Origin of the sequence: Micromonospora sp. NPDC049523 (assembly GCF_040676775.1) — a bacterium.
Lineage (GTDB): Bacteria > Actinomycetota > Actinomycetes > Mycobacteriales > Micromonosporaceae > Micromonospora_G.
In genome coordinates this window covers 161092-183053 of the sequence record NZ_JBFAPP010000001.1, presented here as the reverse complement: position 1 = coordinate 183053, position 21962 = coordinate 161092, and the positions used below count along the sequence as shown (strand labels likewise).

General features: G+C 70.3%; 18 protein-coding genes. 5 read left to right on the top strand and 13 right to left on the bottom strand.

The window, feature by feature from the left end:
- Window positions 1-3: 3 nt before the first annotated feature.
- Entirely contained in the window at window positions 4-1380 is a 1377-nt protein-coding gene (locus AB0J90_RS00815; protein ID WP_363590774.1) for an extracellular solute-binding protein, read from the bottom strand.
- 482 nt (window positions 1381-1862) lie between these two features.
- Between AB0J90_RS00815 and AB0J90_RS00810 the strand changes: the two genes are divergently transcribed.
- Window positions 1863-4262: a discoidin domain-containing protein gene (locus AB0J90_RS00810; RefSeq protein ID WP_363590773.1), complete on the top strand. Its 2400-nt coding sequence runs from the start codon at window positions 1863-1865 to the stop codon at window positions 4260-4262.
- Between the two features lie 175 nt (window positions 4263-4437).
- Here AB0J90_RS00810 and AB0J90_RS00805 read toward each other — a convergent pair whose 3' ends face one another.
- The 10 genes from AB0J90_RS00805 to AB0J90_RS00760 form a co-directional block, all read right to left on the bottom strand.
- On the bottom strand, window positions 4438-5694 hold the full coding sequence (locus tag AB0J90_RS00805; RefSeq protein ID WP_363590772.1) for a caspase family protein: 1257 nt from the start codon (window positions 5692-5694) through the stop codon (window positions 4438-4440).
- 41 nt (window positions 5695-5735) lie between these two features.
- On the bottom strand, window positions 5736-6107 hold the full coding sequence (locus AB0J90_RS00800) for a hypothetical protein (protein ID WP_363590771.1): 372 nt from the start codon (window positions 6105-6107) through the stop codon (window positions 5736-5738).
- Between the two features lie 130 nt (window positions 6108-6237).
- The gene (locus tag AB0J90_RS00795) at window positions 6238-8358 is read right to left on the bottom strand and encodes an alpha-L-fucosidase (protein ID WP_363590770.1); all 2121 of its coding nucleotides are present in this window, start codon (window positions 8356-8358) and stop codon (window positions 6238-6240) included.
- A gap of 369 nt (window positions 8359-8727) precedes the next feature.
- Window positions 8728-9447: a DinB family protein gene (locus AB0J90_RS00790; protein WP_363590769.1), complete on the bottom strand. Its 720-nt coding sequence runs from the start codon at window positions 9445-9447 to the stop codon at window positions 8728-8730.
- Between the two features lie 81 nt (window positions 9448-9528).
- The gene (locus AB0J90_RS00785; protein ID WP_363590768.1) at window positions 9529-10368 is read right to left on the bottom strand and encodes an aldo/keto reductase; all 840 of its coding nucleotides are present in this window, start codon (window positions 10366-10368) and stop codon (window positions 9529-9531) included.
- 127 nt (window positions 10369-10495) lie between these two features.
- A complete protein-coding gene (trpA, locus tag AB0J90_RS00780; RefSeq protein ID WP_363590767.1) occupies window positions 10496-11290 on the bottom strand; it encodes a tryptophan synthase subunit alpha in 795 nt (264 codons plus the stop codon).
- Window positions 11287-12603, bottom strand: coding sequence for a tryptophan synthase subunit beta (trpB, locus tag AB0J90_RS00775; RefSeq protein ID WP_363590766.1), 1317 nt, complete (start codon window positions 12601-12603; stop codon window positions 11287-11289). Before trpB ends, trpA begins: the two co-directional genes overlap by 4 nt.
- Window positions 12604-12734: 131 nt before the next feature.
- Window positions 12735-13016 (bottom strand): DUF6295 family protein, encoded by a 282-nt coding sequence (locus tag AB0J90_RS00770; RefSeq protein ID WP_363590765.1) that lies wholly within the window; start codon window positions 13014-13016, stop codon window positions 12735-12737.
- Window positions 13017-13026: 10 nt separating this feature from the next.
- Window positions 13027-13770 (bottom strand): dienelactone hydrolase family protein, encoded by a 744-nt coding sequence (locus AB0J90_RS00765; RefSeq protein ID WP_363590764.1) that lies wholly within the window; start codon window positions 13768-13770, stop codon window positions 13027-13029.
- A gap of 149 nt (window positions 13771-13919) precedes the next feature.
- Window positions 13920-14636, bottom strand: coding sequence for a DUF981 family protein (locus AB0J90_RS00760; protein WP_363590763.1), 717 nt, complete (start codon window positions 14634-14636; stop codon window positions 13920-13922).
- 441 nt (window positions 14637-15077) lie between these two features.
- Here AB0J90_RS00760 and AB0J90_RS00755 point away from each other — a divergent pair, with 441 nt between their 5' ends.
- Complete coding sequence (locus tag AB0J90_RS00755) at window positions 15078-15932, top strand: PhzF family phenazine biosynthesis isomerase (RefSeq protein ID WP_363590762.1); 855 nt, start codon at window positions 15078-15080, stop codon at window positions 15930-15932.
- Here AB0J90_RS00755 and AB0J90_RS00750 read toward each other — a convergent pair.
- Window positions 15929-17146 carry a CaiB/BaiF CoA-transferase family protein gene (locus AB0J90_RS00750; protein WP_363590761.1) on the bottom strand — a complete coding sequence of 406 codons (1218 nt, stop codon included), beginning with the start codon at window positions 17144-17146 and terminating at the stop codon, window positions 15929-15931. The two genes, AB0J90_RS00755 and AB0J90_RS00750, sit on opposite strands and share 4 nt — an antisense overlap.
- A gap of 65 nt (window positions 17147-17211) precedes the next feature.
- On the opposite strand from AB0J90_RS00750, the gene AB0J90_RS00745 reads away from it, so the two are divergent.
- Window positions 17212-18447 (top strand): low temperature requirement protein A, encoded by a 1236-nt coding sequence (locus tag AB0J90_RS00745; protein ID WP_363590760.1) that lies wholly within the window; start codon window positions 17212-17214, stop codon window positions 18445-18447.
- A 10-nt stretch (window positions 18448-18457) separates the two neighbouring features.
- Here AB0J90_RS00745 and AB0J90_RS00740 read toward each other — a convergent pair whose 3' ends face one another.
- Window positions 18458-19453, bottom strand: coding sequence for a tripartite tricarboxylate transporter substrate-binding protein (locus tag AB0J90_RS00740; RefSeq protein ID WP_363590759.1), 996 nt, complete (start codon window positions 19451-19453; stop codon window positions 18458-18460).
- Window positions 19454-19727: 274 nt separating this feature from the next.
- Here AB0J90_RS00740 and AB0J90_RS00735 point away from each other — a divergent pair, with 274 nt between their 5' ends.
- Both AB0J90_RS00735 and AB0J90_RS00730 read left to right on the top strand, forming a co-directional pair.
- A complete protein-coding gene (locus tag AB0J90_RS00735; protein ID WP_363590758.1) occupies window positions 19728-21287 on the top strand; it encodes an ATP-binding protein in 1560 nt (519 codons plus the stop codon).
- Window positions 21284-21961: a response regulator gene (locus AB0J90_RS00730; protein WP_363590757.1), complete on the top strand. Its 678-nt coding sequence runs from the start codon at window positions 21284-21286 to the stop codon at window positions 21959-21961. The genes AB0J90_RS00735 and AB0J90_RS00730 overlap by 4 nt, the downstream gene beginning before the upstream one ends.
- Window position 21962: the final 1 nt, after the last annotated feature.

The following is a 21962-nucleotide window of genomic DNA, read 5'->3' as shown; positions in this document are numbered from 1 at the left end:
GTCCTAGCCGGACTTCTGCCACATGGCCGTGATCACCTTGTCGAGCTGCGCGGCGGTCGCCGCCGGGTCGGTCTCGCCCAGCGGGGAGAACTTCACCAGCGGATCGCCGACCTGGACCTCGTCGTAGTCCGGCGGCCGGAACCCCTTGTCGGCCGCGTCGTAGGTGCTCTCCGGCGGCCCGGTGAAGTACTGCTGCAACGCGGCGAGCTTCGGCCCGAGCAGGGTGGCGGCCTCGGCGCCGAGATCGGTCGCCGGCAGGTCCAGCGACGCCTTGGCGAACGCGCCCGATCCCTCCGGGGAGGTGAGGTGGTCGATCCACTTGACCGCCGCCGCCCGGTTCTTCGTCTGGGAGCTGACCGACAGGCCGGTCAACGCCAGCGGGGCGAGCCGCAGGTCGGTGACCTTACCGCCGGTCGCCGGTGGGATCGGGAACGTGACCAGGTTCTCCGCCGGCATGCCGTTCTGCGCCAGGAAGGCGAGGGTGAAGGTGCCGCCGACGTTGAACGCGGACTTGCCCTGGGCGAACGCGACGTCGGCCTCGTCGATGCCGAGCGCGCTCACCCCGGCGATCCAGTGTGGCTTGAGCTGCTGGTAGAGCTGGAGCGTACGGAGCCCGTCCGGGCTGGCGAAGCCCTGCGCGGGGTCCTTGTCGAACAGCGCCTCGAACCCGGCCTGGCCGAGGTACGCGAAGGCGAGCTGCTCGTAGATCCAGTTGAAGCCGGTCTGGCTCACCTTCAGGCCGAGCGACAGTCCGCCCTGTTTCGGGTCGGCGGCGCCGGTCGCCGCGAGGTAGCCGATGAACTCCTCCCAGGTGCGCGGGGGCTTGTCCGGGTCGAGTCCGGCCGCCTTCATCTTCTCCCGGTTGCCGTAGACGATGCCGAAGGTGCCGGCGGTGAACGGCACGCTGAACAGGCTGCCGACCTTGGCGTCCTTGACCTCTTCCTGTTCGGCCCGGCGCTTCTCGGTGACCAGCCCGGCCGCGCGGGTGTTGGGCAGGAACCGTTGCAGCGCCGACTCGGGGAAGTCGGGGGCGAGGTCGCCGAGCAGTCCGGCGCCACCGATGCGCAGGTCCTCGCCACCGGCGTGCAGTTCGAAGACGTCCGGCAGGTCACCGGTCTGCGCGGCACTCTGGATCTTGCTGGTGAACACGTCGTCCGGCGTGTACGCCTCGATCTTGACGGTGATCCCGGTCTTGGTCTTGAACTCGGTGGCCACCTGTTCGAGGGCCGCGACGTGGGTGTTCTTGAAGGTCCACATGGTCACCGACTGGTCGGTCGAGTCGGCGTTGTCGTCGTTGCCGCAGGCGGTCATGCCGAGTGCCAGCGTCGCGGCGGCGACACCGGCGAACATCCGGCGGCGGGCCGCCGATGATCTGCTCATGGTCACGGTCTGCTCCCCAGGAAGACGGGTGTGTCGGGTGCGCCAGTGCTGCGGTGGGTCACCTTCCTCGCGCGCCAGTCATCCGAGCTATCCCACCGGCCGGGGCGCCCGGCATCACGGCGATCCGGTGTATTAGCCCTGGCCAAGGCGGGTAGGCATCCGATGTTTATCGCAGGTTACGAGCATCATGCCGAAGAAACAAGACGTGGGTAAATATTCATCGATGTTGCACCCCTGGCCTCGTCGCCCTCGGGTCGGCCTTCATCGTGGACGGTGATGGTCGTGATTTTGCTCCACGCCGTCCAAATGTTTCACACATCGATCCTTGTATTGCGGTCATGTGAACAAAGCTGGCAGGATGACCGTGATCGGCCGGCTGGGCGGACGCCCCGCGGCCGGCACCCTCGGCGCGCGCCCGTGTCACCCCTCGCCCCGGTACGACGCGGTACCGATCCCGCTCCTTCACGAAAGGGAGTGCACCCATGGCAGTCTCCCGCCGCAGGTTCATGTCATCGGTCGTGGCCGGCTCCGCGCTGGCCGCGGTGTCCACGTCAGAGCTGCTCGCCGCCGCGGCCCGGCCGGCCCACGCGGCCAGCCCGCCCGGCGACGTCGTCGGCAAGATCTCCGTGGGATACCAGGGCTGGTTCTCCGCCCCCGGCGACGGCGCGCCGATCGGCGGCTGGTGGCACTGGAGCCGCGACCGGTTCCAGTCACCGTCGCCGAGCAACACCACGATCGTGTCCTGGCCGGACAACCGCGAATACACCCGGACCTACAACACCGCGTACCCCAACCTCGGCAACGGCCAGCCGGCGGCGCTGTTCTCCTCGTACGACCAGCAGACCGTCGACACGCACTTCCGGTGGATGCAGGAACACAACTGCGACACCGCCGCGCTGCAACGCTTCAACCCGTTCGGCGACGAGGGCCCCACCCGCGACGCCATGGCGGTCAAGGTCCGCGGCGCGGCGGAACGCTTCGGCCGCAAGTTCTACATCATGTACGACGTCACGAGCTGGACGAACTTCCAGTCAGAGTTGAAAACCGACTGGACTACGAAGATGTCCGCCCTGACCGCGTCACCGGCGTACGCGCGACAGAACGGCAAGCCGGTGGTCTGCATCTGGGGCTTCGGCTTCAACGACAGCGGTCGGCCGTTCCCGCCGGCACCCTGCCTGGAGGTCGTGAACTGGTTCAAGGCACAGGGCTGCTACGTGATCGGCGGGGTGCCGACCTACTGGCGTACCGGGGTCAACGACTCCCGGCCCGGCTTCCTCGACGTCTACCACGCCTTCAACATGATCTCGCCGTGGATGGTCGGCCGCACCGGCACCCTCGACGGGCTGGACTGGTTCTACAACAACGTCAACGTCCCCGACCAGGCCGACTGCAACGCCCACGGCATCGACTACCAGCCCTGCGTCATGCCCGGTGACCTCTCCTCCGGTCACCGCTACCACGGCGACTTCTACTGGCGGCACCTCTACAACATGATCAGGCTCGGCGCGCAGGGCCTCTACGTCTCCATGTTCGACGAGTACAACGAGGGCAACCAGATCGCCAAGACCGCCGAGAGCGCCGCCTGGGTGCCGGCCGGCACCGGCATCCGTGCCCTCGACGAGGACGGCACGGCCTGCTCCTCCGACTACTACCTGCGGATCACCGCCGACGGCGGCCGGATGCTCAAGGGTCAGCTCGCCCTCACCCCGATGCGACCGACCCAGCCGGTTGCCGGCGGTGGCCCCGGCCCCGGTCCGACCAACCTCGCCGCGGGCAAGCCGACCACGGCCAGCAGCCAGAACGGCCCGTACCCGTCCGGCAACGCGGTGGACGGCAACCCGTCCAGCTACTGGGAGAGCAGCGGCAGCCTGCCGCAGTGGTTCCAGGTCGACCTCGGTGCCGCGGCCGGCGTCAACCGGGTCGTGCTGCGGCTGCCGAGCGGTTGGGAGAGCCGTACCCAGACCATCACCGTGCAGGGCAGCACCAACGGGTCCAGCTTCTCCACCGTCGTCGGCCAGAGCGGTTACCTGTTCAACCCCGCCAGCGGAAACACGGTCACCGTCAACTTCGCCACCGCCAACCTGCGCTACCTGCGGCTCACCGTCTCCGCCAACACCGGCTGGCCGGCGGCGCAGTTCTCCCAGGTGGAGGTGTACGGCGGCGTGATCAGCGAGCCGGGCACCCCGCCGAGCGTACCGAGCGGGCTGAACGTCACCGCCAAGACCGCCACCAGCGTCTCGCTCGCCTGGACCGCCTCCGTGGACGACGTCGGGGTGACCGGCTACCAGGTACGCCAGGGCAGCACCGTGGTCGGCTCGCCGAGCGGTACGTCGTACACGGTGGGTGGGTTGAGCCAGGCCACCGCGTACAGTTTCTCGGTGGTCGCGCTGGACGCGGCGAACAACGTCTCGTCGCCGTCGAACACCGTGACGGTCACCACCGACGCGGCTCCGCCGCCCACCACGAACCTGGCGCTGAACCGGCCCACCGCCGAAAGCGGCCACGTCCAGGTCTACGGCTCGTCCAACGTGGTCGACGGCAACCCGAACACCTACTGGGAGAGCCCCAGCAACGCCTTCCCGCAGTGGGTGCAGGTCGACCTCGGTGCCGCGACCCCGGTCCGCCGGGTCGTGCTGAAGCTGCCGCCGTCATCGGCCTGGGCGACCCGCAACCAGACGGTCACCGTGCAGGGCAGCACCAACGGCTCGACCTTCACCGCCGTCGCCGGCCCGAGCAGCGTCACCTTCAACCCCGCCAGCGGCAACACCGCGACCGTCCCGCTGCCCGCCACCACCACCCGGTACGTCCGCGTGGTCTTCACCGCCAACACCGGCTGGCCGGCCGCCCAGCTCTCCGAACTGGAGATCTACAGCACCACCTGACCCGACGCCACCGGCCCGGACCCAGTACGGTCCGGGCCGGCAACCCTGCTCCGAATCCGGGTTGCCGCCTTGGGCTCCCCGCCACAGCAGGTGCGGCGGTCGGTTGATCGTGTCTGTCCTGGTACCCCCGGTCCGCGCGCACGCGTCGAGGGGCATCGGGGCGCGGGGACGAGTGTTACACGCAGGGGCGGCTGCTGCGCGGCGCCTCGCCCCGACCCCACCGCACCTGGAACACCACCGGGGTATCGAAGTCGTCGTCGGTAGCGTCAGCGGTCGAGAAGATCTGCCGCAGCGGCACGAACCGGATCCAAACGTCGTCGTGCTGCGGCACCACGATCGACTCCCCGATGTCGGAACCTTTGACGCTGCAACTGGCCTGGGGGGTCACGACGGAGAAGGATATGCCGTCCTGGTTGACCCCGCTCAGCACGATCTGGACAAGACCGTCGGGCGTCGAGACGTCGCGGAGCCAGCTCGCGGTCACGTTCTGCGTCTGCGGGAGCGTACTGGTCGTTGTCGCAGGAGCCTCGGTGGCGTGGCTGGTCGTGGCGGGGACACCTGACCCGACGGGTGGGGTGGAGCCGGTTACCTGCGGCGCTCCCCGGTCGCGGCCGAGCGTGAGGATGCCCGCGAGCCCGGTCGCGGCGACCACCAGGGCGGCGGCCGTCACCCAGAGGACCCTGCGCTGCCGGCGGGGCTGCTCGTACGTCCACGCCGGAGTCTCGCCCGGGGTGTCGGCGGCAGGGTTGCGGACCAGTGCGATCCGATTGCCGTCGTTGCGGCTGCGACGCTGCGGAGTCGGCTGGCCACGGCTACGCAGCTCGGACTCGACCTGGTGGAAGAGGGTGTCCATGTCGAGCGGGTCGGGGCCACCGGGCACGCCCTTTTCCAAGGCACCCAGCAGCGCCGCAGTGAAGGCGGTGTACCTGTTTCCCGGTGGCGCCAGGGCGAGTGTCGTCTCGGCGGTGGCAGTCATCAGGTATGTGCCGTCGATGACGGCGTGGTCGGCCAACGGTCCCGGCGCGGCCATGAAGCCCGACATCGCCCGCCCGCTGAAGCAGCAGTCGAGCATTACCACCTTCGCCCGGCAGCGACGCGCGGTCGTGACCACCTCCCGGCGTACCTGGGCGAACCGCACCGCATGGTGCAGCGCGTCCGCGGCACCACCGACCAGAGCGAGCTCAAGCTCGCCGTTGTCGAGCAACCCGTGACCGGCGAAATACACAACCAGCGCGTCGGTGGCCGCCGCGGCCGCCTCGTGGATCGGGTCGAGGATGTCCTGAGCGGTTACCGGGTCCACGACCACGCGGCAATGCTCCGTCGGCAACCCCCACCGGCTGGGGTCCGTGAGCACGGCGGACAGGGCGGCGACGTTGGCCGCGGCGGCGGGAATGGCCGGCATCCGGGTGTACGCCGAGACACCGATCAGCACGGCCCGCGACCTGGCCGGATCGGGTAGGTAGGCGGACCCCGTCACTGGCCGGTCTGACCCGACCCGCCGTCCTCCTCAGCCAGGAACTGCCGGATCACGTCGACGTTCCCGGCATCCCCGCTCGGCAGCGTCAAGGTGGCACCGTCCTCCCGGCTGATCGTGATGGTCTCCGGGCGAGAGCGGGAGCGACGCCAGGCGTCGACGGCCAACGCGAGACCGGAGATCGCCGTCGCCTGCCCGAGCAACACGTCGATGATCTCCAGTGCGCCGAGCTTCCCCGGATCGGCCGGCCCGGGCCGTACCTCGGCGCTTCTGACCAGGCCGGCATCCGCGCGCAGCCAGTCGAAGAGCTCGGCCGAAGCCGCAGGGTCGTCCATCACGATCCGTACCTGCACGCCGTACTCCCTCTCCATCGCCAAAGGCCATGGTCAGCGTCCATGATAGGCGCCGGGCGCACCGCGATCACGCCACCGGCGGAGTGCCGCCGCCGGCCACCGGTGCGGTTGGCGGCCGGCGGGGCTCGAGCCCCGCCGGCCGCATCCGCTACTGGGTTACCACGTCGAAGCGGTCCACGAGCATGTACGTGCCCGATCGTTTGACGCCGCGCAGGGTGTGCGAACCCGGCGATAGTCCGCGGACGCCGTAGACGACCTGTTGGGTCAGGCGGGTGCTGCTGCTGGTGTCCACCGTGGCCCGCAGGACACCGTCAAGGTAGATGTCCACCAGGCCCTGGTCGGAGTAGCGCTCCGACAGGTAGTCGATGCCGGTGCCGTTGAACGTGTACGTGAACGACCCGCCGTTGCCGGTCGTGTAGTGCACGTCGTCGTTGTAGTCGCCGAAGCCGCGGGCGCTGCTGACGGCCCAGCCGGTGCTGTACGTCGCCACGTTGTCGTTGAATCGCTGGAGCGCGCCGGTGGTCGGATAGAGCTGCGACCGCGGCACGATCTGGGCGGGTGTGTTGGGGCTGCTCCAGATGAGCTTCATGTACGCCGAGCCGCTCTGGTCGGTCTGTTCCAGGCGGATGTCGTGCCGGCCGGCGGTGAGCGTGACGCTGCCCTGGTCGACGGCGGGTGCGTGGGGCGTGGCGTTGTCGATGACCAGTTGCCCGTCGATCCACAGCCGGACCGTGTCGTCCGACACCGCGGTGAAGGTGTACCGCTCGGAGTACCGCGGCTCGATCGAGCCGGTCCAGCGGCTGGCGAAGTTGTCGGTGCCGATCGAGGCGGCTGGGGAGCCGCTGAAACGCCAGGCGTAGTTGACGGTCGGATCCGTACGGGTGACCGCTGGCGTACCGGCGAATGTGGTGTTGTTCCAGAATTCCGCCTTGAGCCCGGAGCCGGTGCCGACCGCCGCGGGTGCGGGGGTGCTGATGTCGGCCTCGATGACGGTGGCGATGGCGTTGGTGGCGCCGCCGCTCGGCAGGAAGTCGTATCCGTCCCCGGCGGCGCGCACGGTCACCGGCGCCGCGCTGCCGAGCACCCGGGCGCCGGTGACCGTGAACGGCGACCGTTGGCTGAGGTGCAGAGTCGTGGCCCAGTTGTTGACGATGAGATAGAGCTTGTTGCCCTTGCGGGTGACCTTGCCCCAGGTGGGCGTGCCGACCAGGCCTGTGTAGCCCGCGCCGGTGATGGCCGCGCCGTTGGTGGTCATCCAGGTTCCGACGCCGTTGAGGGCACCGGACTGCCCCGCCGTGACCGCACCGGTGGGCGTCGGGCCGATGTTGAGCAGGAGGTTGGCGCCGTTGCTCGTCACGCTAGCCAGGTCGCGTACGAGTTGGGTCGGTGACTTGAAGTTGGTGTCCCAGGCCGCGTACCCCCAGGTGTTGTTGATGGTCATGCAGGTTTCCTGCAGTTGTGCCGACGGCGGGGAACCGGCGAGGGCCTGTTCAGGGGTGCCGTAGTCGCCGTCGACGGGCCGGCGCTTGCCGATCCGGTTGTTGGTGATGACCTGGGGTGAGATGCCGCGGACGAACCGCTCCAGATCCTCGCCGTTCTGTTCCGACCACGGGTTGGTGGGATTGCTCTCGGTCCACTCGCCGTCGAACCACAGCAGCGCCGGGTCGTAATTGGTCACGAGTTCCTGCAGTTGCGCCTTCATCTTCGTGACGTACGCCGGGAAGTTCGCGACGAAATCCGTGTCGTGCCAGTCCCAGATCGAGTAGTAGAAGCCGAGTTTGATGCCGTTGGCGGTCGCGGCGTCCTTGAGTTCGCGCAGAAGGTCGCGGGAGAAGCCGGAGTGGTCGCGCAGGTTCCACCGGTTGACGCGGGTGGGCCACATGGCGAACCCGTCGTGGTGCTTGGCGGTGATCACGATGTACTTCTGACCTGCCTGCTTGGCCAGCTGCACGATCGCGTTCGCGTCGAACGCCGCAGGGTTGAAGGTGGCGGCCTTGGCCTCGTAGTCGCTCCACGGGATGTTGCATTGCCGCTTGATCCATTCGACTTCCCGGCAGGTCCCGTATTGGCCCTGGTAGACGGCGTACGTGCCGAAATGGATGAACATGCCGAAGCGTGCCTCGTCGAACCAGCGGGTGCGTGGTCCGCTCAACGCGTCATCGACGACGTAATTGTCGCCCGGAGCGGCGGCCGCCGGTGCCGACGGAATGACGACCGTCGCCGCCATCGCGATGAGCAACGACAGTCCTATTCGGAATATTGGTCGCATGGTGTCCTCTCCTGTGCGTCGCGCACCATCCACGCACCGGCCCCGGGCAACTGGCGATGGACGTTCAGAGATTGAAATGACTCGATAATATTCCCGAAACATCGGAGGTATGTCAAGGACCGGTCCTCACGTGGGGTGCAAACAGCGAGAGCCCCGGCCGATTCATCGGATGAGTTCGGTGAGCGGTCGCGCCGAGTGACACTGCTCGGGCTGCGATCGCCGAGAGTGCCGTCCGCATCCGCGCAGCCGCTGGCCCGGAAGTCCTCACCCACGCAGCCGGTCGTACCGAGCTGCCGCCGGTCGCGCTGAGCTGCCGCCGGTCGGGCGAGGCGGCGTTGCCTTGCCCCGTGACGGGGCGGTGGGCGGCCTTCAGCCCTGCGCGTCCAGGTCGCGCAGGGCGAAACGGAGGTGCTCCCACTCCTCGTCGAAGATCACGTGTAGGCAGCGCAGGACGGACTCTTCGTGGTCGGGTGACCAGGCGCTCGATCGACGCTCGGCAAGCACGTCCGGCGTGACGGCCGCGAGGAAATCGCGGACCATCGCCTGCCGCTCGGCCCGCACCCGGAGCACCGCAGCGAAAGTCGGCTCTTCGCTGGCGAAGATCGACATGTCGAGCCCGTCCGTCTCGTACTCGGCGTGCGGCTGGCCGAGCGGGTGGAAGGGGTGTGGCAGGCGCAGGATCGCCTTGCCGAGCCATGCGTCGGTGGCGAACGCGAGGTGGCGCAGCGTCTGCGCGAACGACCACTCGCCGTCTATCGAGACGTCGGCGGCACCCTCGGGCATGGACAGGACCCGGTCGACGGCGGCTGCCCAGGCGCGTTCGAGCGCCGCCCACGCCGTACGCAGACCGTCCGGGTCGCTGGCCTGCTTCAGCTCACGCCCCGGGAACCGCCGGTTGAGCTCGGCCTCGACGAGCGGCACGACGTCGACACCATTGACCAGCAGCGGGCCTTCGGCCAGCCACGGTGCGTCGATATCCAGCCCGTGTACGTCGACACCGCGCATCACGGCGCCGGCCAGCGTCGACCTGTCGAACCGTGCACCCCGCAGGTCCCGGTCGACAAAGGTCGTGATGTTGTCCTGGGCCATGGCGCCATCCCACCCCTCCGGTGATCGGGGGGATGCTAACGCTCGGGTCCGACAATCCGGGCCCGACCCGCCAGTCCGGTCCTATGCCGGCTCGTGCAGCCGGTCCAGGCGGGCGCGATGGGCCTGGCTCAGGTGAAGCCCTTGCGCAGCGAGATTCTCCTCCAGGTGGTCCACCCGAGCCGTACCGGGAATTGGCAGGATCACCGGCGACCGGCTCAGTAGCCACGCCAGCGCGACCTGGGTGGACGTGCCACCAGCCTCAGCCGCCACCGCGGCGACTTCCGCCTTCGCTCCCGACGCCCCGGCCGAGATCGGGCGCCACGGCAGGAACGCGATCCCGGCCCGCTCGCAGGCTTCGAGAACGGGCTCATGCTCACGGTCGAGCACGTTGTACCTGTTCTGCACACTCGCCACGTCGACGATCCGCCGTGCCTGGTCGAGTTCGGCGACGGTGACCTCGGAAAGTCCGATCCGGCCGACCTTCCCCTCGGCCCTCAACTCCCGCAGCGTGCCGAGCTGGTCGGCGAGCGGCGTCTCCGGATCGATCCGATGTAGCTGAAGCAGCTCGAGCCGCTCCAACCGCAGTCGGCGCAAACTCTGCTCGACCTGCGTACGCTGGACAGCCGGTCGCCCGTCCAGCCTCCATTCGCCGGAAGGGCCCGACCGTTCGACACCGACCTTCGTGGTGACGAGCAGTCTGTCCGGATAGGGGTGCAGCGCCTCGGCCAGGAGTTCTTCGTTGGCGCCCCCGCCGTACAGGTAGGCGGTGTCGATCAACGTGACGCCCAGCTCGACGGCCCGCCGGGCCACCCGCAGGGAGGCTTCGCGGGCAGGGCCCGGCTCGGTCGGCAGGTGCATCGCGCCGAACCCCAGCCGCCGTACCTCCAGGCCTGCGTCGAAACGGAACACCGACGATGTCATGCGCTCTCCCCGCTGAAGGAGAAACGCTAACACCACGATCGGGCCACGTCCGGCCGCAGTCGGGGAGCGCGGAGCCCACCGGGAACACGACAAGCAACAGCCTGGTACGGAATTATCGGTTCGGGGATCAGGCGGAACGGACGCCCTCGGCCAGGTCTCTGGCGATGGCTTCCACGGCGGCGATGCCGGACTGGCGGTCGGGCGCGTCGATCAGGGCGCGGACGAAGGCCGAGCCGACGATGACACCGTCTGCGAAGGCGGCGACCTGCGCGGCCTGGACCCCGTTGCTCACCCCGAGCCCGACACAGACGGGTACGTCGGTCACCGCCTTCACCCGCTCGACCAGGTCCCGCGCGCCCGCGCCGACCGAGTTGCGCTCGCCGGTCACGCCCATCAACGACGCCGCGTAGACAAAACCGCGTGACGCGTTCGCCGTCATCGCCAGCCGCTGCGGGGTGGAGGTCAGCGCGACCAGGTAGACCCGGTCCAGGTCGTGCGCGTCCGAGGCGGCCTGCCACTGCGCGGCCTCGTCCGGGATCAGGTCCGGTGTGATCAGCCCCGAACCGCCCGCGGTGGCCAGGTCGTCGGCGAACCGGTCCACGCCGTACCGGTCAACCAGGTTCCAGTACGTCATCACCAGTGCCGGCGCACCGGCGTCGACCACCCCGCGTACGGCGGTGAACGCGTCCCGGGTCTGGGTGCCGGCGGCCAGTGCCGCCTCGGTGGCCCGCTGGATCACCGGGCCGTCCATCAGCGGATCCGAGTACGGCAGTCCCACCTCGACGATGTCCACGCCACCGGCCACCATGGCCCGCATCGCGGCAACCGAGGTCTCGACGTCGGGGAACCCGACCGGCAGGTAACCGATCAGTGCGGCGCGGCCCTCGGCGCGAGCCTTCTCGATGGTCGTACGGACGGTCACTTGGCCGCGTCCTCTCCGTGCGCCGCGTCGGCCGCCCCGGCCGGTGCGGAGGTGGCGTCCGGCGCGGGCGCGCCGTCCAGCAAACCGAAGTAGCGGGCGGCGGTGTCGACGTCCTTGTCACCGCGGCCGGAGAGGTTGACCAGGATGACCCCGTCCGGGCCGAGTCGGCGGCCCTCGCGCAGCGCACCGGCCAGCGCGTGCGCGCTCTCGATCGCCGGGATGATCCCCTCGGTACGGGAGAGCAGCAGGAACGCCTCCATGGCGTCCGCGTCGGTCACCGCCTCGTAGCGGCCCCGACCGATCTCGTGCAGCCAGGAGTGCCCCGGCCCGACGCCGGGATAGTCGAGCCCGGCCGAGATAGAGTGGCTCTCCACGGTCTGGCCGAACTCGTCCTGGAGGATGAAGGAGCGGCTGCCGTGCAGCACACCGGGTGCACCGCCGCTGATCGCCGCCGCGTGCCGGCCGGTGTCGACACCGTCGCCGCCCGCCTCGAATCCGGCCAGTTCGACCTCGGTGTCGTCGAGGAAGGCCTGGAAGATCCCGATCGCGTTCGACCCGCCGCCGACGCAGGCGCAGATCACGTCCGGCAGCCGGCCGACCAGGTCGAGCACCTGCTGCCGGGCCTCGATCCCGATGATCTTCTGGAAGTCGCGCACCATCGACGGGAACGGGTGCGGCCCGGCGACCGAACCGATCAGGTAGTGCGTGTTGTGCACGTTGGTGACCCAGTCGCGCATGGCCTCGTTCATCGCGTCCTTGAGCGTGCGCGAGCCCGCCGTGACCGGGATGACGGTGGCGCCCAGCAGCCGCATCCGGGCCACGTTCAGCGCCTGCCTCCGGGTGTCCTCCTCGCCCATGTAGATCACGGCTTCGAGGCCGAGCAGGGCGGCGGCGGTCGCGGTGGCGACGCCGTGCTGGCCGGCGCCGGTCTCGGCGATGACCCGGGTCTTGCCCATCCGTACGGTCAGCAGCGCCTGACCCAGCACGTTATTGATCTTGTGGGACCCGGTGTGGTTCAGATCCTCGCGCTTGAGGATGATCCGGGCACCACCGGCGTGCTCGCCGAACCGAGGCGCCTCGGTCAGGATGCTCGGCCGGCCGGAGTAGCTGCGGTGCAGCTCGTCGAGCTGGGCGACAAATTCCGGATCCAGCAGCGCCGTGGTGTACGCGGCGTCCAGCTCCTCCAGCGCCGCGATCAGCGCTTCGGGCACGAACCGCCCACCGAACCGACCGAAGTACGGCCCGTTCTGTGCGGAGAGCGGGGCGGCCGCGGCCGCGGGATCCTGTGCGGTGTTGTCGACAGTCTGGGTCACCGGGTCCTCATCAGTTCGGAGCAATAGGTCGCGATCAGCGCGGATCGTCCGTCGCGGTGGCGAGGCCTGCGGAAAAGCTTACTTTCCGCGTCGAGCCGCTCCGGCGCACCGGATCCGCCCCTTCCCGAGGATCAGGACGCCGGACGCGGCGCGCTGGCCAGTCCGGGCGGGGCGCTGGCCAGCGCCGCCTGGATCGCGGCGATCAGGGCCAGCGCCGACTCCTCGGTCAACTCCACCGCCACCCGGGCGGCCGGACCGGCGGCCGGATTCACCAGATCGATGTTCACGGTGTGCTCGTACGGGGCGTGCACGGGGTGGTCGACGTACACGGTGGCGTCGGTGAGACCGAACCAGCCGGTCGGGCCCTTGCCGCTGCCGTCGATCTCGATCTTCTCGGTGACGTAGGTGCACATGTCCGGCTCCTCAGGCGCTCAGGTAGCGGTCGAACCAGGCGAAGATCTTCTGCCAGCCGTCGACCGCGGCCTGGGGGCGGTAGCTGGGCCGGTCGGTGGCGAAGAAGGCGTGACCGGCGTTGTCGTACGTGTGGAACTCGAAGGTCTTGCCGAGCCGGGTCAGCTCCCGCTCCAGTTCCTCGGTCTGCTCCGGCGACGGGTACTTGTCCTCCGCGCCGAAGAGCCCGAGCAGCGGGGCGGAGAGCCGGTCGGCCATGCCCAGCAGCGGTTGGAACGTCGCGGGCATGCCCGCCGGGGGCGTACCGACCACGAACGCGCCGTAGCAGTCGACCGCGGCGTCGAGCGGCAACTGGCAGGCGGCCAGGAACGACTGCCGGCCCCCGGAGCAGTGCCCGATCACGCCGACCTTGCCGTTGCTGGACGTCAGCCCCCGCAGGTACGCCGCCGCGCCGGCCACGTCACCGACCAGCCGTACGTCCGGCACCCCGCCGTTGGCGCGGGCGGCGGCGGCCGCGTCGTCCGGGCTCGCGCCGGGCGCTTCCCGGCTGTACAGGTTCGGGCAGACGGCCAGGTAACCGTGGTGGGCGAGGCGACGGGTCATCTCCTTGGTCGCCTCGTCGTAGCCGGGCATATGGTGGATCACCACCACCGCGCCGTACGGGCCGGGGCCCAGCGGGCGGGCCAGATAGGCCTCGATCTCGTCCCCGTCCGCCCCGGTGAGCGTGACCGTCTCCGCCAGCATCGCGTCGTACATGGTGCCACCCGATTTCCGCGCGTTCGCCGTACCTTGGCCGGTATTCCGGCCCGGATCCGGGTCAGCTTAGATCAGCTAGATCCACCGATCCTGGGGGCCTCCGGACCGACCCGGCGGCCCCCAGGCGATTCACGCGGGGTCGGTGCCGCTCACCACCGGTAGTCGGCGCCGTCCGTGCCGAGGTTGATCAGCATTCCGGTGTGGGTGTAGAAGTTCATCGCGCTGAACAGGGCGAACCCGAAACCGGCGATGGTCCAGCACCAGTAGAGGGTGAGCCAGGCAACCCGCCCGTTGCCCCGTACGGCGGCGGGGAACAGCAGACAGCCGACGGCCGCGGGACCGTACAGCAGCAGGGCGAAGAAGAGATTCTCCACCATCGGCCAGTCGTGCAGCAGTCCGGTGATCGGTTCCTCCGCCGGGGCGGCGCCGACGACGTTGAACCGGATGATGGCCAGGGTGCACCAGACCAGGATGATGCCGAGCCAGAACACCACCCAGCTCACCGGGGTGAGCACCGCGCGCAGCGCCACCGGGTCGAGTTCCTCGCCGTCGGGTCGTCGGCCGAGATACCAGGCGGCGGCCAGCAGGATGACGCCCAGCAGCAGGGTCGGCTCACCGAAGATCGTGTCGATGTAGTCCTTGGCGGGGGCGGAGGGATGCCAGATCGTGGTGACGAAGCCGAGCGAGGTGAGGACAAAACCGAGGATGCCGAACGTCGCCGCCCAGCCGCTCGGGCTGACCGGCTGGTTGCCGAGCAGCAGCAGCGGCGGTCGTTCACCCCGTACCACCGCCCAGAAGCGGGGTACGAGGAGCAGTGCGATGCCGGCGCAAGCGCCCATCAGGGTGTTGAAGAGGATCAGCCGCATGGTGTCTCTCCTTAGGCGTGCGGCGAGAACTGCCATCGTGGTGCCGTCCGAACCGAACTTGTCGCGGTAGGGAAGGAGGCTGACGCGGATGGGAGCCGACTGCCATGGGGCGGGCGTCACCAGGGCTGTGGATGGAGATGGGTGCCTGCGGAGGGTTTCGGGGTTGACTCGTGATCGGTGATCTGCCTGCCCGCGGTCGTCGTCCGGCGACCGCCGGCATCGGTTGGGAGTGACCACCGACGGCCCCCGATACATTCAAGTTTGTCAACAATCCGGGGTGTGTTCGCGGCGTAGACGATGAGTGAAAATGAACCATTCTCGTACTCACCGGCACTAGGGGTGCGAGCAGGGGATCCTTGCCGGTTGCGGGTCGGGTCCGTCGAGCCAGCGGACGGCGATTGGCCGTCGCTGGTCCCGTACGCCGCGCGTAGGGTCGTGATCATGGAAATCCTGCGGTACGCCGCCTTCAGCACCGACCCGAGCGGCGGTAACCCGGCCGGGGTGGTGCTCGACGCGACCGGCGTGGACGGTGCGGAGATGCTCCGGGTGGCCGCCGAGGTCGGCTACTCCGAGACCGCCTTCCTGCTGCCGCGCGGCGACGACCACTTCGACATCCGCTACTTCAGCCCGCTGGCCGAGGTGCCGTTCTGCGGCCACGCCACCATCGCCACCGCCGCCGCGTACGCCCAGCGGCACGGCACCGGACGGATGCACCTCGACACCCGCGCCGGTCGGGTCGACGTGACCACCGCCGCCACCCCGGACGGTACGACCACCGCGACGTTGACCAGCGTCGCGCCGCGTACCGATCCGATCGACGCCACCGACCTCGCCGAACTGCTCGCGGCCCTGCGCTGGGATCCGGCCGACCTCGACCCGGCCCTGCCGCCACGGGTCGCGTACGCCGGTGCCCGGCACCCGGTGATCGCGGCGGCGACCCGGCAGCGGCTCGCCGACCTGGACTACCACCTGCCCACGCTGGCCGCCCTGATGGCGCGCCACGACTGGACCACCGTCGACCTGGTCTGGCGCGAGTCGGCGGAGATCTTCCACGCGCGCAACCCGTTCCCGCCGGGCGGGGTGTTCGAGGACCCGGCCACCGGCGCCGCCGCGGCCGCGTTCGGCGGCTACCTGCGCGAGTTGGGGCTGGTCACCGTGCCCGCGATGGTCACCGTCTACCAGGGGGCCGACCTCGGCCGCCCCAGCGTGCTCACGGTCGGCATCCCTGCCGCCCCCACCTCCGGCATCGCCGTCACCGGCACCGCCGTGCCCCTGCCGAGCCCGTTGCCGAGCTAGGCGACCGTCCGGTTCTCGCGTAGCCCGGCGATCGCGGCGGGGGAGAGACCCAGGTCGGCGAGGATCTCGTCGGTGTGCTCGCCGGGGTGCGGCGGCGGACGGCGGATCGCACCGGGGGTGCGGCTGAACCGGGGGGCCGGCGCCGGCTGGACGGCACCGGCGTGGCTGACGAAGACCCCGCGCGCGGCCAGGTGCGGATGCTCCGGCGCCTCGTCCCAGTCGAGCACCGGGGCGACACAGGCGTCGCCGTGTTCCAGCAGCGTCGCCCACTCGTCCCGGGTCCGGCTGCGGAACAGCTCCGCCCAGGCCGCCCGGTCGACCGCCCAGGAGTCCGGATCGAACCGGCCCTGCCCGTCCCCGGACGGCGGTCGCAAGCCGGTACGGGTGACAAGCTCGGCGTAGAAGCGCGGCTCCAGCGCGCCGACGGCGACGAACCGGCCGTCGGCACACTCGTACGTGTCGTAGAAGGGTGCCCCGCCGTCGAGCAGGTTGGCGCCCCGCTCGTTGCGCCACATGCCGAGACCGCGCAGCCCGTGCAGGGCGGTCGAGAGCAGGGTGGCGCCGTCGACGATGGCGGCGTCGACCACCTGCCCGGCACCGCCGGCACGTACGTCGAACAGCGCGCAGACCACCCCGAAGGCGAGCATCATCCCGCCGCCGCCGAAGTCGCCGATCAGGTTCAGCGGCGGCACCGGTCGTTCGTCGGCGCGGCCGATGGCGTGCAGGATCCCGGTCGGCGCGAGATAGGTGAGGTCGTGTCCGGCGTACCCGGCGTTCGGCCCGTCCTGCCCCCAGCCGGTCATCCGCCCGTACACGAGGCGCGGGTTGACCTCGTGGCAGTCGGCCGGACCGAGGCCGAGCCGCTCGGTCACCCCCGGACGGAACCCCTCCAGCAGTACGTCGCTGTCCCGCACCAGGTCGAGTACGAGTTGCCGGGCGCCGTCGGCCTTCAGGTCCACGCCGATCGAGCGGCGCCCCCGGTTGAGCACGTCCGGGTGCGGAGTGCCGAACCGTTCCGGGTGCACGTCGGCGGTCCGGTCCACCCGGATCACGTCCGCACCCATGTCGGCCAGCATCATCGCGGCGAACGGGCCCGGCCCGATCCCGGCGAGTTCCACCACCCGTACGCCGTGCAGCGGACCCACGGCCGGGCCGTCGGCTGGACCGTCGGACGGGTCGACGGACGGATCGACGGACGGGTATCGTGCGGGCATCCCGCCACGATAGTGATCTGATCGCTCCGGCTCCGGCGACCCACCGTGATCGGTATGTTGATTCGGTGCGGCAGCGGCAGTCGGACAAGGGGGTGACCTGGGAAGAACTCTTCTTCGATCTGGCCTTCGTCTTCGCGGTCACCCAGATCACCGCCGAGCTGTTCCGCGACCACGACCTGTTGGGTGTCGCCCAGGCGCTCATCCTGTTCATCTCGATGTACTGGGCATGGGTCGGCGTCACCATCTACGCCAACCAGCGCGACATCGGCAACGTCCGCGACCGGGTCGTCATCTTCACCCTCGGCTTCGGCAACCTCGTCCTGGCCCTTGCCATCCCCGGCGCGTTCGACGACCGTGGGCTGCTCTACGGGGTCAGCTACCTGATCATCCGAGTTCTGCTCGCCGGCTTCGCGGTCAACAACTTCCGCGAGTGGCGGGGCTTCTTCGTCGGCCCGTACGGGGTGGGCGCGGTGATCGCCGGGCCGTTGCTGCTGATCGGCGGCATCGTGGACGGCTACGCCCGGATCGTGCTCTGGGCGACCGCCTCCGCGATCGACATCTTCAGCCCGTTGGCGTTGCGCAGGCAACTGGCCAGGTTCCGGGTCCGGCCCGTGCACTACACCCACCGGTACGGGCTGCTGCTCATCCTCGTACTCGGCGAGTCCGTGGTGCAGGTCGGCGCCGTCGCCTCCAGCCTGCCGTTGACCTGGTACCGGATCCTCGCCGTCGCCGGCTCGTACGCGCTCGCCTGCGGGCTCTGGTGGGCCTACTTCATCCACGGTCTCTGGGCGTTCCGTCGTGCCGTGGTCCAGTCCGAGGGCAGCGGCGACGTACGGCGGGCGATCCTGCTCTACGCGCACCTGGGTTTCAGCTGCGGGATCATCGTCATCTCCGTCGGCCTGGCCGAGGTGGTCCGGACGCCGGAGAACGGGATGCGGATGGGAGACGCGGCGCTGCTGTACGGCGGATCCGCGCTGTTCCTCGGCACCTTCGCCTACACCCACTGGCGGCTGCACCGGACCGTGGCCTGGCGCCGGCTGCTGGCCGCCGGTGCCTGCCTGGTCTTCTTCCCGGTCGCCACGGTGATCCCCTCGCTGGCCGCGCTGGTCACCCTGGCCGCCGTGATCATCGTGGTGAACGTGGTGGAACAGGCGATCCTGCGCCGGCACGGCGCGGGGCGCTTCTCCGGCATCGGCCCGTACCGCCCGGACGGGGTCGAGTCCGAGGCCGACGAGGGCATGCGGATCGGGCCGGGCAGGGGAGAGGACACCACCGACGACGGCCCGGTGGTGAGCGACTGACCCTCGGGGCTCAGCCGGTGCCGGCACCCGTGCCGGTCAGGCCGAGCCCACCGAGCAGGTGGTCGAGCCGGTCGTTCTCCGTACGCAGGAAGTCGCCGAAGGCGTCGCCGTCGAGGTAGGCGTCGGTCCAGCCGTACCTGGTCAGGGCGGTCCGCCACTGCGCCGAGTCGTGCAACCGGGCGATCGCGTCCCGCATCGCCTGCACGTCGCGGCGGGCCAGTCCGGGTGGGGCGACGATGCCCCGCCAGTTGCTGAACACCACGTCCACGCCCTGCTCCCGCAGGGTCGGGGTGAGGATGCCGGGGATCCGGTGTTCGCTGGTGACGGCGAGGACCCGTAACTGCCCGGAGGCGATCTGGTCGGCGTACTCGCTCTGCCCGGAGACACCGAACGCGACCTGGTGGTGCAGGATCGCCGCGAGCAGGTCGCCACCGCCGTCGTACTGCCGGTAGGAAACCTTCCGGGGTGGGATGCCGACGGCGTCCGCGACCAGCATCGGGGCCAGGTGGTCCGGGCCGCCGGCCGAGGAACCGCCGCCGACCGGTACGGCCGCCGGGTCCGCACGCCAGGCCGCGATCAGCTCCCCCAGGTCCCGGTACGGGGACTCGCGGGTGACCACCACGATCGCCGGCTCCTCGATCAGCCGGGCGATCGGCGTGGTGTCCTGGAGCGTCACCCGGGCGCTCTCGGTGTACTGGCTGCCGACCACCCCGAGCCCCATCAGCATCATCAGCCGGCCGTTGCCGCGCTCGTAACCGAGCCGTTGCAGACCGACCACGCCCCCGCCGCCGGGCAGGTTGAACACCTCCACACCACGGATCACCCCGGCGTCCTCCAGTGCCTTCGCGGCGATCCGCGCGGTGACGTCGTAGCCGCTGCCCGGCGCGTTGGGCACCAGCACCCGCAGTTCGGACAGGTCACCAGCGGGCCGGCCGGTGCCGCAGCCCGGTACGCCGACCAGCAGCACGGCGAGGCCGAACGCCAACGAGCGCTTCAGCCGTCGCACTGGTGATCTCCTCCTCTGTCGGCTTTCCTCCGCTGAATCCCCGCTGCCGTTATCTGTCGGCCCGTGGCCGTCCGGTGCGCGCATACCTGGCGCCTGGCCGAGGTACCTGACGATCCTGCTCGTCCGACGCCCCGTTGTCACCCGCCTGGCCTCGGGTAGTTTGCGGTTGACTCCGGCGTCGGTCGGGCGGACGCTTCCCACCACGCCCATCCGGGTCCGGTCCAGCCCGTCCCGGCGTCGAAATGGGTGCCGACCCCCCGGCGGAGGAGGAGCGATGCGTCAGCGGATGTCCCTGGCCGGCCAGTTCCTGCTGCTCCAACTCGGCATCGTGCTGCTGGTGGTCGGTGCGGTCGCGGCCGTGTCGATCGCCGAGTCCGACGCGGCGTTCCGTCGCGAGGAGGGCGCCCGGCTGCGGTCGGTGGGGGAGAACGCGGCGATCAACCGTACGGTGCGGCTGGGTCTCGGCGACCCGACCGGACAGGAGGCGCTGGCCGCGGTCGCGGAAAGCGCCCGAGCGGTCTCCGGTGCCTCGTACGTCCTGATCGCCGACGCCACCGGCAAGCTCGTCACCGGCCCGGACGCGGGCACCGCCGCGATGCTCGGCACCAGTGACGGGCTCGCCGGCCGGTCCTGGGTCGGCGTGGTCGACGACGGGTCCAAGGCACTGGTGGCGCACGTGCCCGTACTCGACGAGCGGGACGGCAGCTTCCTCGGCCTGATCGTGGTCGGCGACGTCTACCCCACCCTGCCCGAACAGCTCGCCGCCGGGCTCACCAACCTGCTTACCTACCTGCTGCTCGGCGGGGTGCTCGGGGTGGCCGGGTCGCTGCTGCTGGCCCGCCGGGTGAAGCGGCAGACGCTGGGCCTGGAACCGGACGAGATCACCGGCCTGGTCGAGCACCGGGAGGCGATGCTGCACGGCATCAAGGAGGGCGTGCTCGGCACCGACGCCGCCGACCGGGTCACCCTGGTCAACGACGAGGCCGTACGCCTGCTCGGGCTGCCGGCCTCGCCGGTCGGGCAGTCGCTGCACGCCCAGCCGATGGAGCCCCGGCTGCGTGACGTACTCACCGGGCGGGTCAGCGGGGTGGACCAGATCGTGCTCAGCGACGACCGGGTGCTGGTGCTCAACCGCCGGCCGGTGCTGGTCCGGGGGCGCCGGGTCGGTTCGGTGACGACCCTGCGGGACCGCACCGAGCTGACCGCGTTGCGCCGCGAACTCGACGTCAGTCGACACACCACGGACACGCTCCGGGCCCAGGCACACGAGTTCAGCAACCGGCTGCATACCATCGCCGGGCTGGTGGAGTTGGGCGAGCACGAAGAGGTGGTCCGCTACATCACCCGGGCCAGCCAGGTGCACGAGGCGCTCAACCGGGACGTGACCAGCCTGATCCGGGACCCGGCGCTGGCCGCGCTGCTGATCGCGAAGGCGAGCCTGGCCGCCGAGCAGGGGGTGCAGCTGGTGATCTCCGCCGAGTCGGACCTGCCGGTGGTCGACGAACGGCTCGCCGGTGACCTGGTCACGGTGATCGGCAACCTGATCGACAACGCGCTGGACGCGATCGGGCCGGGCGGCCGGGTGGAGGCGGGGGTACGGGTGCACGACGGCGAGGTCCACGTGACGGTCAGCGACTCCGGTCCCGGCGTACCGGAGGAACTGGTCGAGGAGGTGTTCCGGCAGGGCTACAGCACCAAGGACGAGGCGCTCGGTCACCACGGCCTCGGTCTGGCCCTGATCCGGCTGATCTGCCAGCACCGGGGCGGCAGCGTGCAGGTGCGCGGCTCGTCGTTCGTGGCCCGGCTGCCGCTGGTCGTCGGGGTGTCGGCATGATCCGGGTGCTGGTGGTCGACGACGACTTCATGGTGGCGAAGGTGCAGTGCGGCTTCGTCGCCCGGGTGCCGGGCTTCGCCGTCGCCGGGGTGGCGCACACCGGCGCCGAGGCGCTCGCCGAGGTGGACCGGCTCCGGCCGGACCTGGTGCTGCTCGACATCTACCTGCCGGACGTCTCCGGCCTGGAGGTGCTGCGCCGGTTGCGTGAGGGCGACGCGGTGGTGGACGTACTCGCGGTGACCGCGGCCCGGGACGTCAACACCATCCGGACCGCGTTGCGCAGCGGCGTGGTCCACTACCTGATCAAGCCGTTCAGCTTCGACGCGCTGCGTGACCGGCTGGAGCGGTACGCGGTCGCCCACCACGGTCTCGCCGGCTCCCGCGAGGTGGCCCAGGACGACGTCGACCGGCTCTTCTTGGCGCTCCGCCCGGCACCCCCGGTCGAACTGCCCAAGGGCCTGACCCCACCCACGGCCGACCTGGTCGCCGAGGCGCTGCGAAAGGCCGACGGCGACCTGTCGGCCACCGAGTGCGCCGAGCGGGTCGGCCTGTCCAGGGTCAGCACCCGCCGCTACCTGGAGCACTTCGTCGGTGCGGGCAAGGCCGGGGTGAGCCTGCGGTACGGCTCCGCCGGCCGACCGGAACGTCGTTACCGGTGGACCGGCGGAGCCTGAG

Excerpts from the sequence above, each read along its gene's own strand:
- AB0J90_RS00815 (WP_363590774.1), bottom strand. The coding sequence starts at position 1,380 with ATGAGCAGATCATCGGCGGCCCGCCGCCGGATGTTCGCCGGTGTCGCC.
- AB0J90_RS00810 (WP_363590773.1), top strand. The coding sequence starts at position 1,863 with ATGGCAGTCTCCCGCCGCAGGTTCATGTCATCGGTCGTGGCCGGCTCC.
- AB0J90_RS00800 (WP_363590771.1), bottom strand. The coding sequence starts at position 6,107 with ATGGAGAGGGAGTACGGCGTGCAGGTACGGATCGTGATGGACGACCCT.
- AB0J90_RS00795 (WP_363590770.1), bottom strand. The coding sequence starts at position 8,358 with ATGCGACCAATATTCCGAATAGGACTGTCGTTGCTCATCGCGATGGCG.
- AB0J90_RS00790 (WP_363590769.1), bottom strand. The coding sequence starts at position 9,447 with ATGGCCCAGGACAACATCACGACCTTTGTCGACCGGGACCTGCGGGGT.
- AB0J90_RS00785 (WP_363590768.1), bottom strand. The coding sequence starts at position 10,368 with ATGACATCGTCGGTGTTCCGTTTCGACGCAGGCCTGGAGGTACGGCGG.
- AB0J90_RS00770 (WP_363590765.1), bottom strand. The coding sequence starts at position 13,016 with ATGTGCACCTACGTCACCGAGAAGATCGAGATCGACGGCAGCGGCAAG.
- AB0J90_RS00765 (WP_363590764.1), bottom strand. The coding sequence starts at position 13,770 with ATGTACGACGCGATGCTGGCGGAGACGGTCACGCTCACCGGGGCGGAC.
- AB0J90_RS00760 (WP_363590763.1), bottom strand. The coding sequence starts at position 14,636 with ATGCGGCTGATCCTCTTCAACACCCTGATGGGCGCTTGCGCCGGCATC.
- AB0J90_RS00755 (WP_363590762.1), top strand. The coding sequence starts at position 15,078 with ATGGAAATCCTGCGGTACGCCGCCTTCAGCACCGACCCGAGCGGCGGT.
- AB0J90_RS00750 (WP_363590761.1), bottom strand. The coding sequence starts at position 17,146 with ATGCCCGCACGATACCCGTCCGTCGATCCGTCCGTCGACCCGTCCGAC.
- AB0J90_RS00735 (WP_363590758.1), top strand. The coding sequence starts at position 19,728 with ATGCGTCAGCGGATGTCCCTGGCCGGCCAGTTCCTGCTGCTCCAACTC.
- AB0J90_RS00730 (WP_363590757.1), top strand. The coding sequence starts at position 21,284 with ATGATCCGGGTGCTGGTGGTCGACGACGACTTCATGGTGGCGAAGGTG.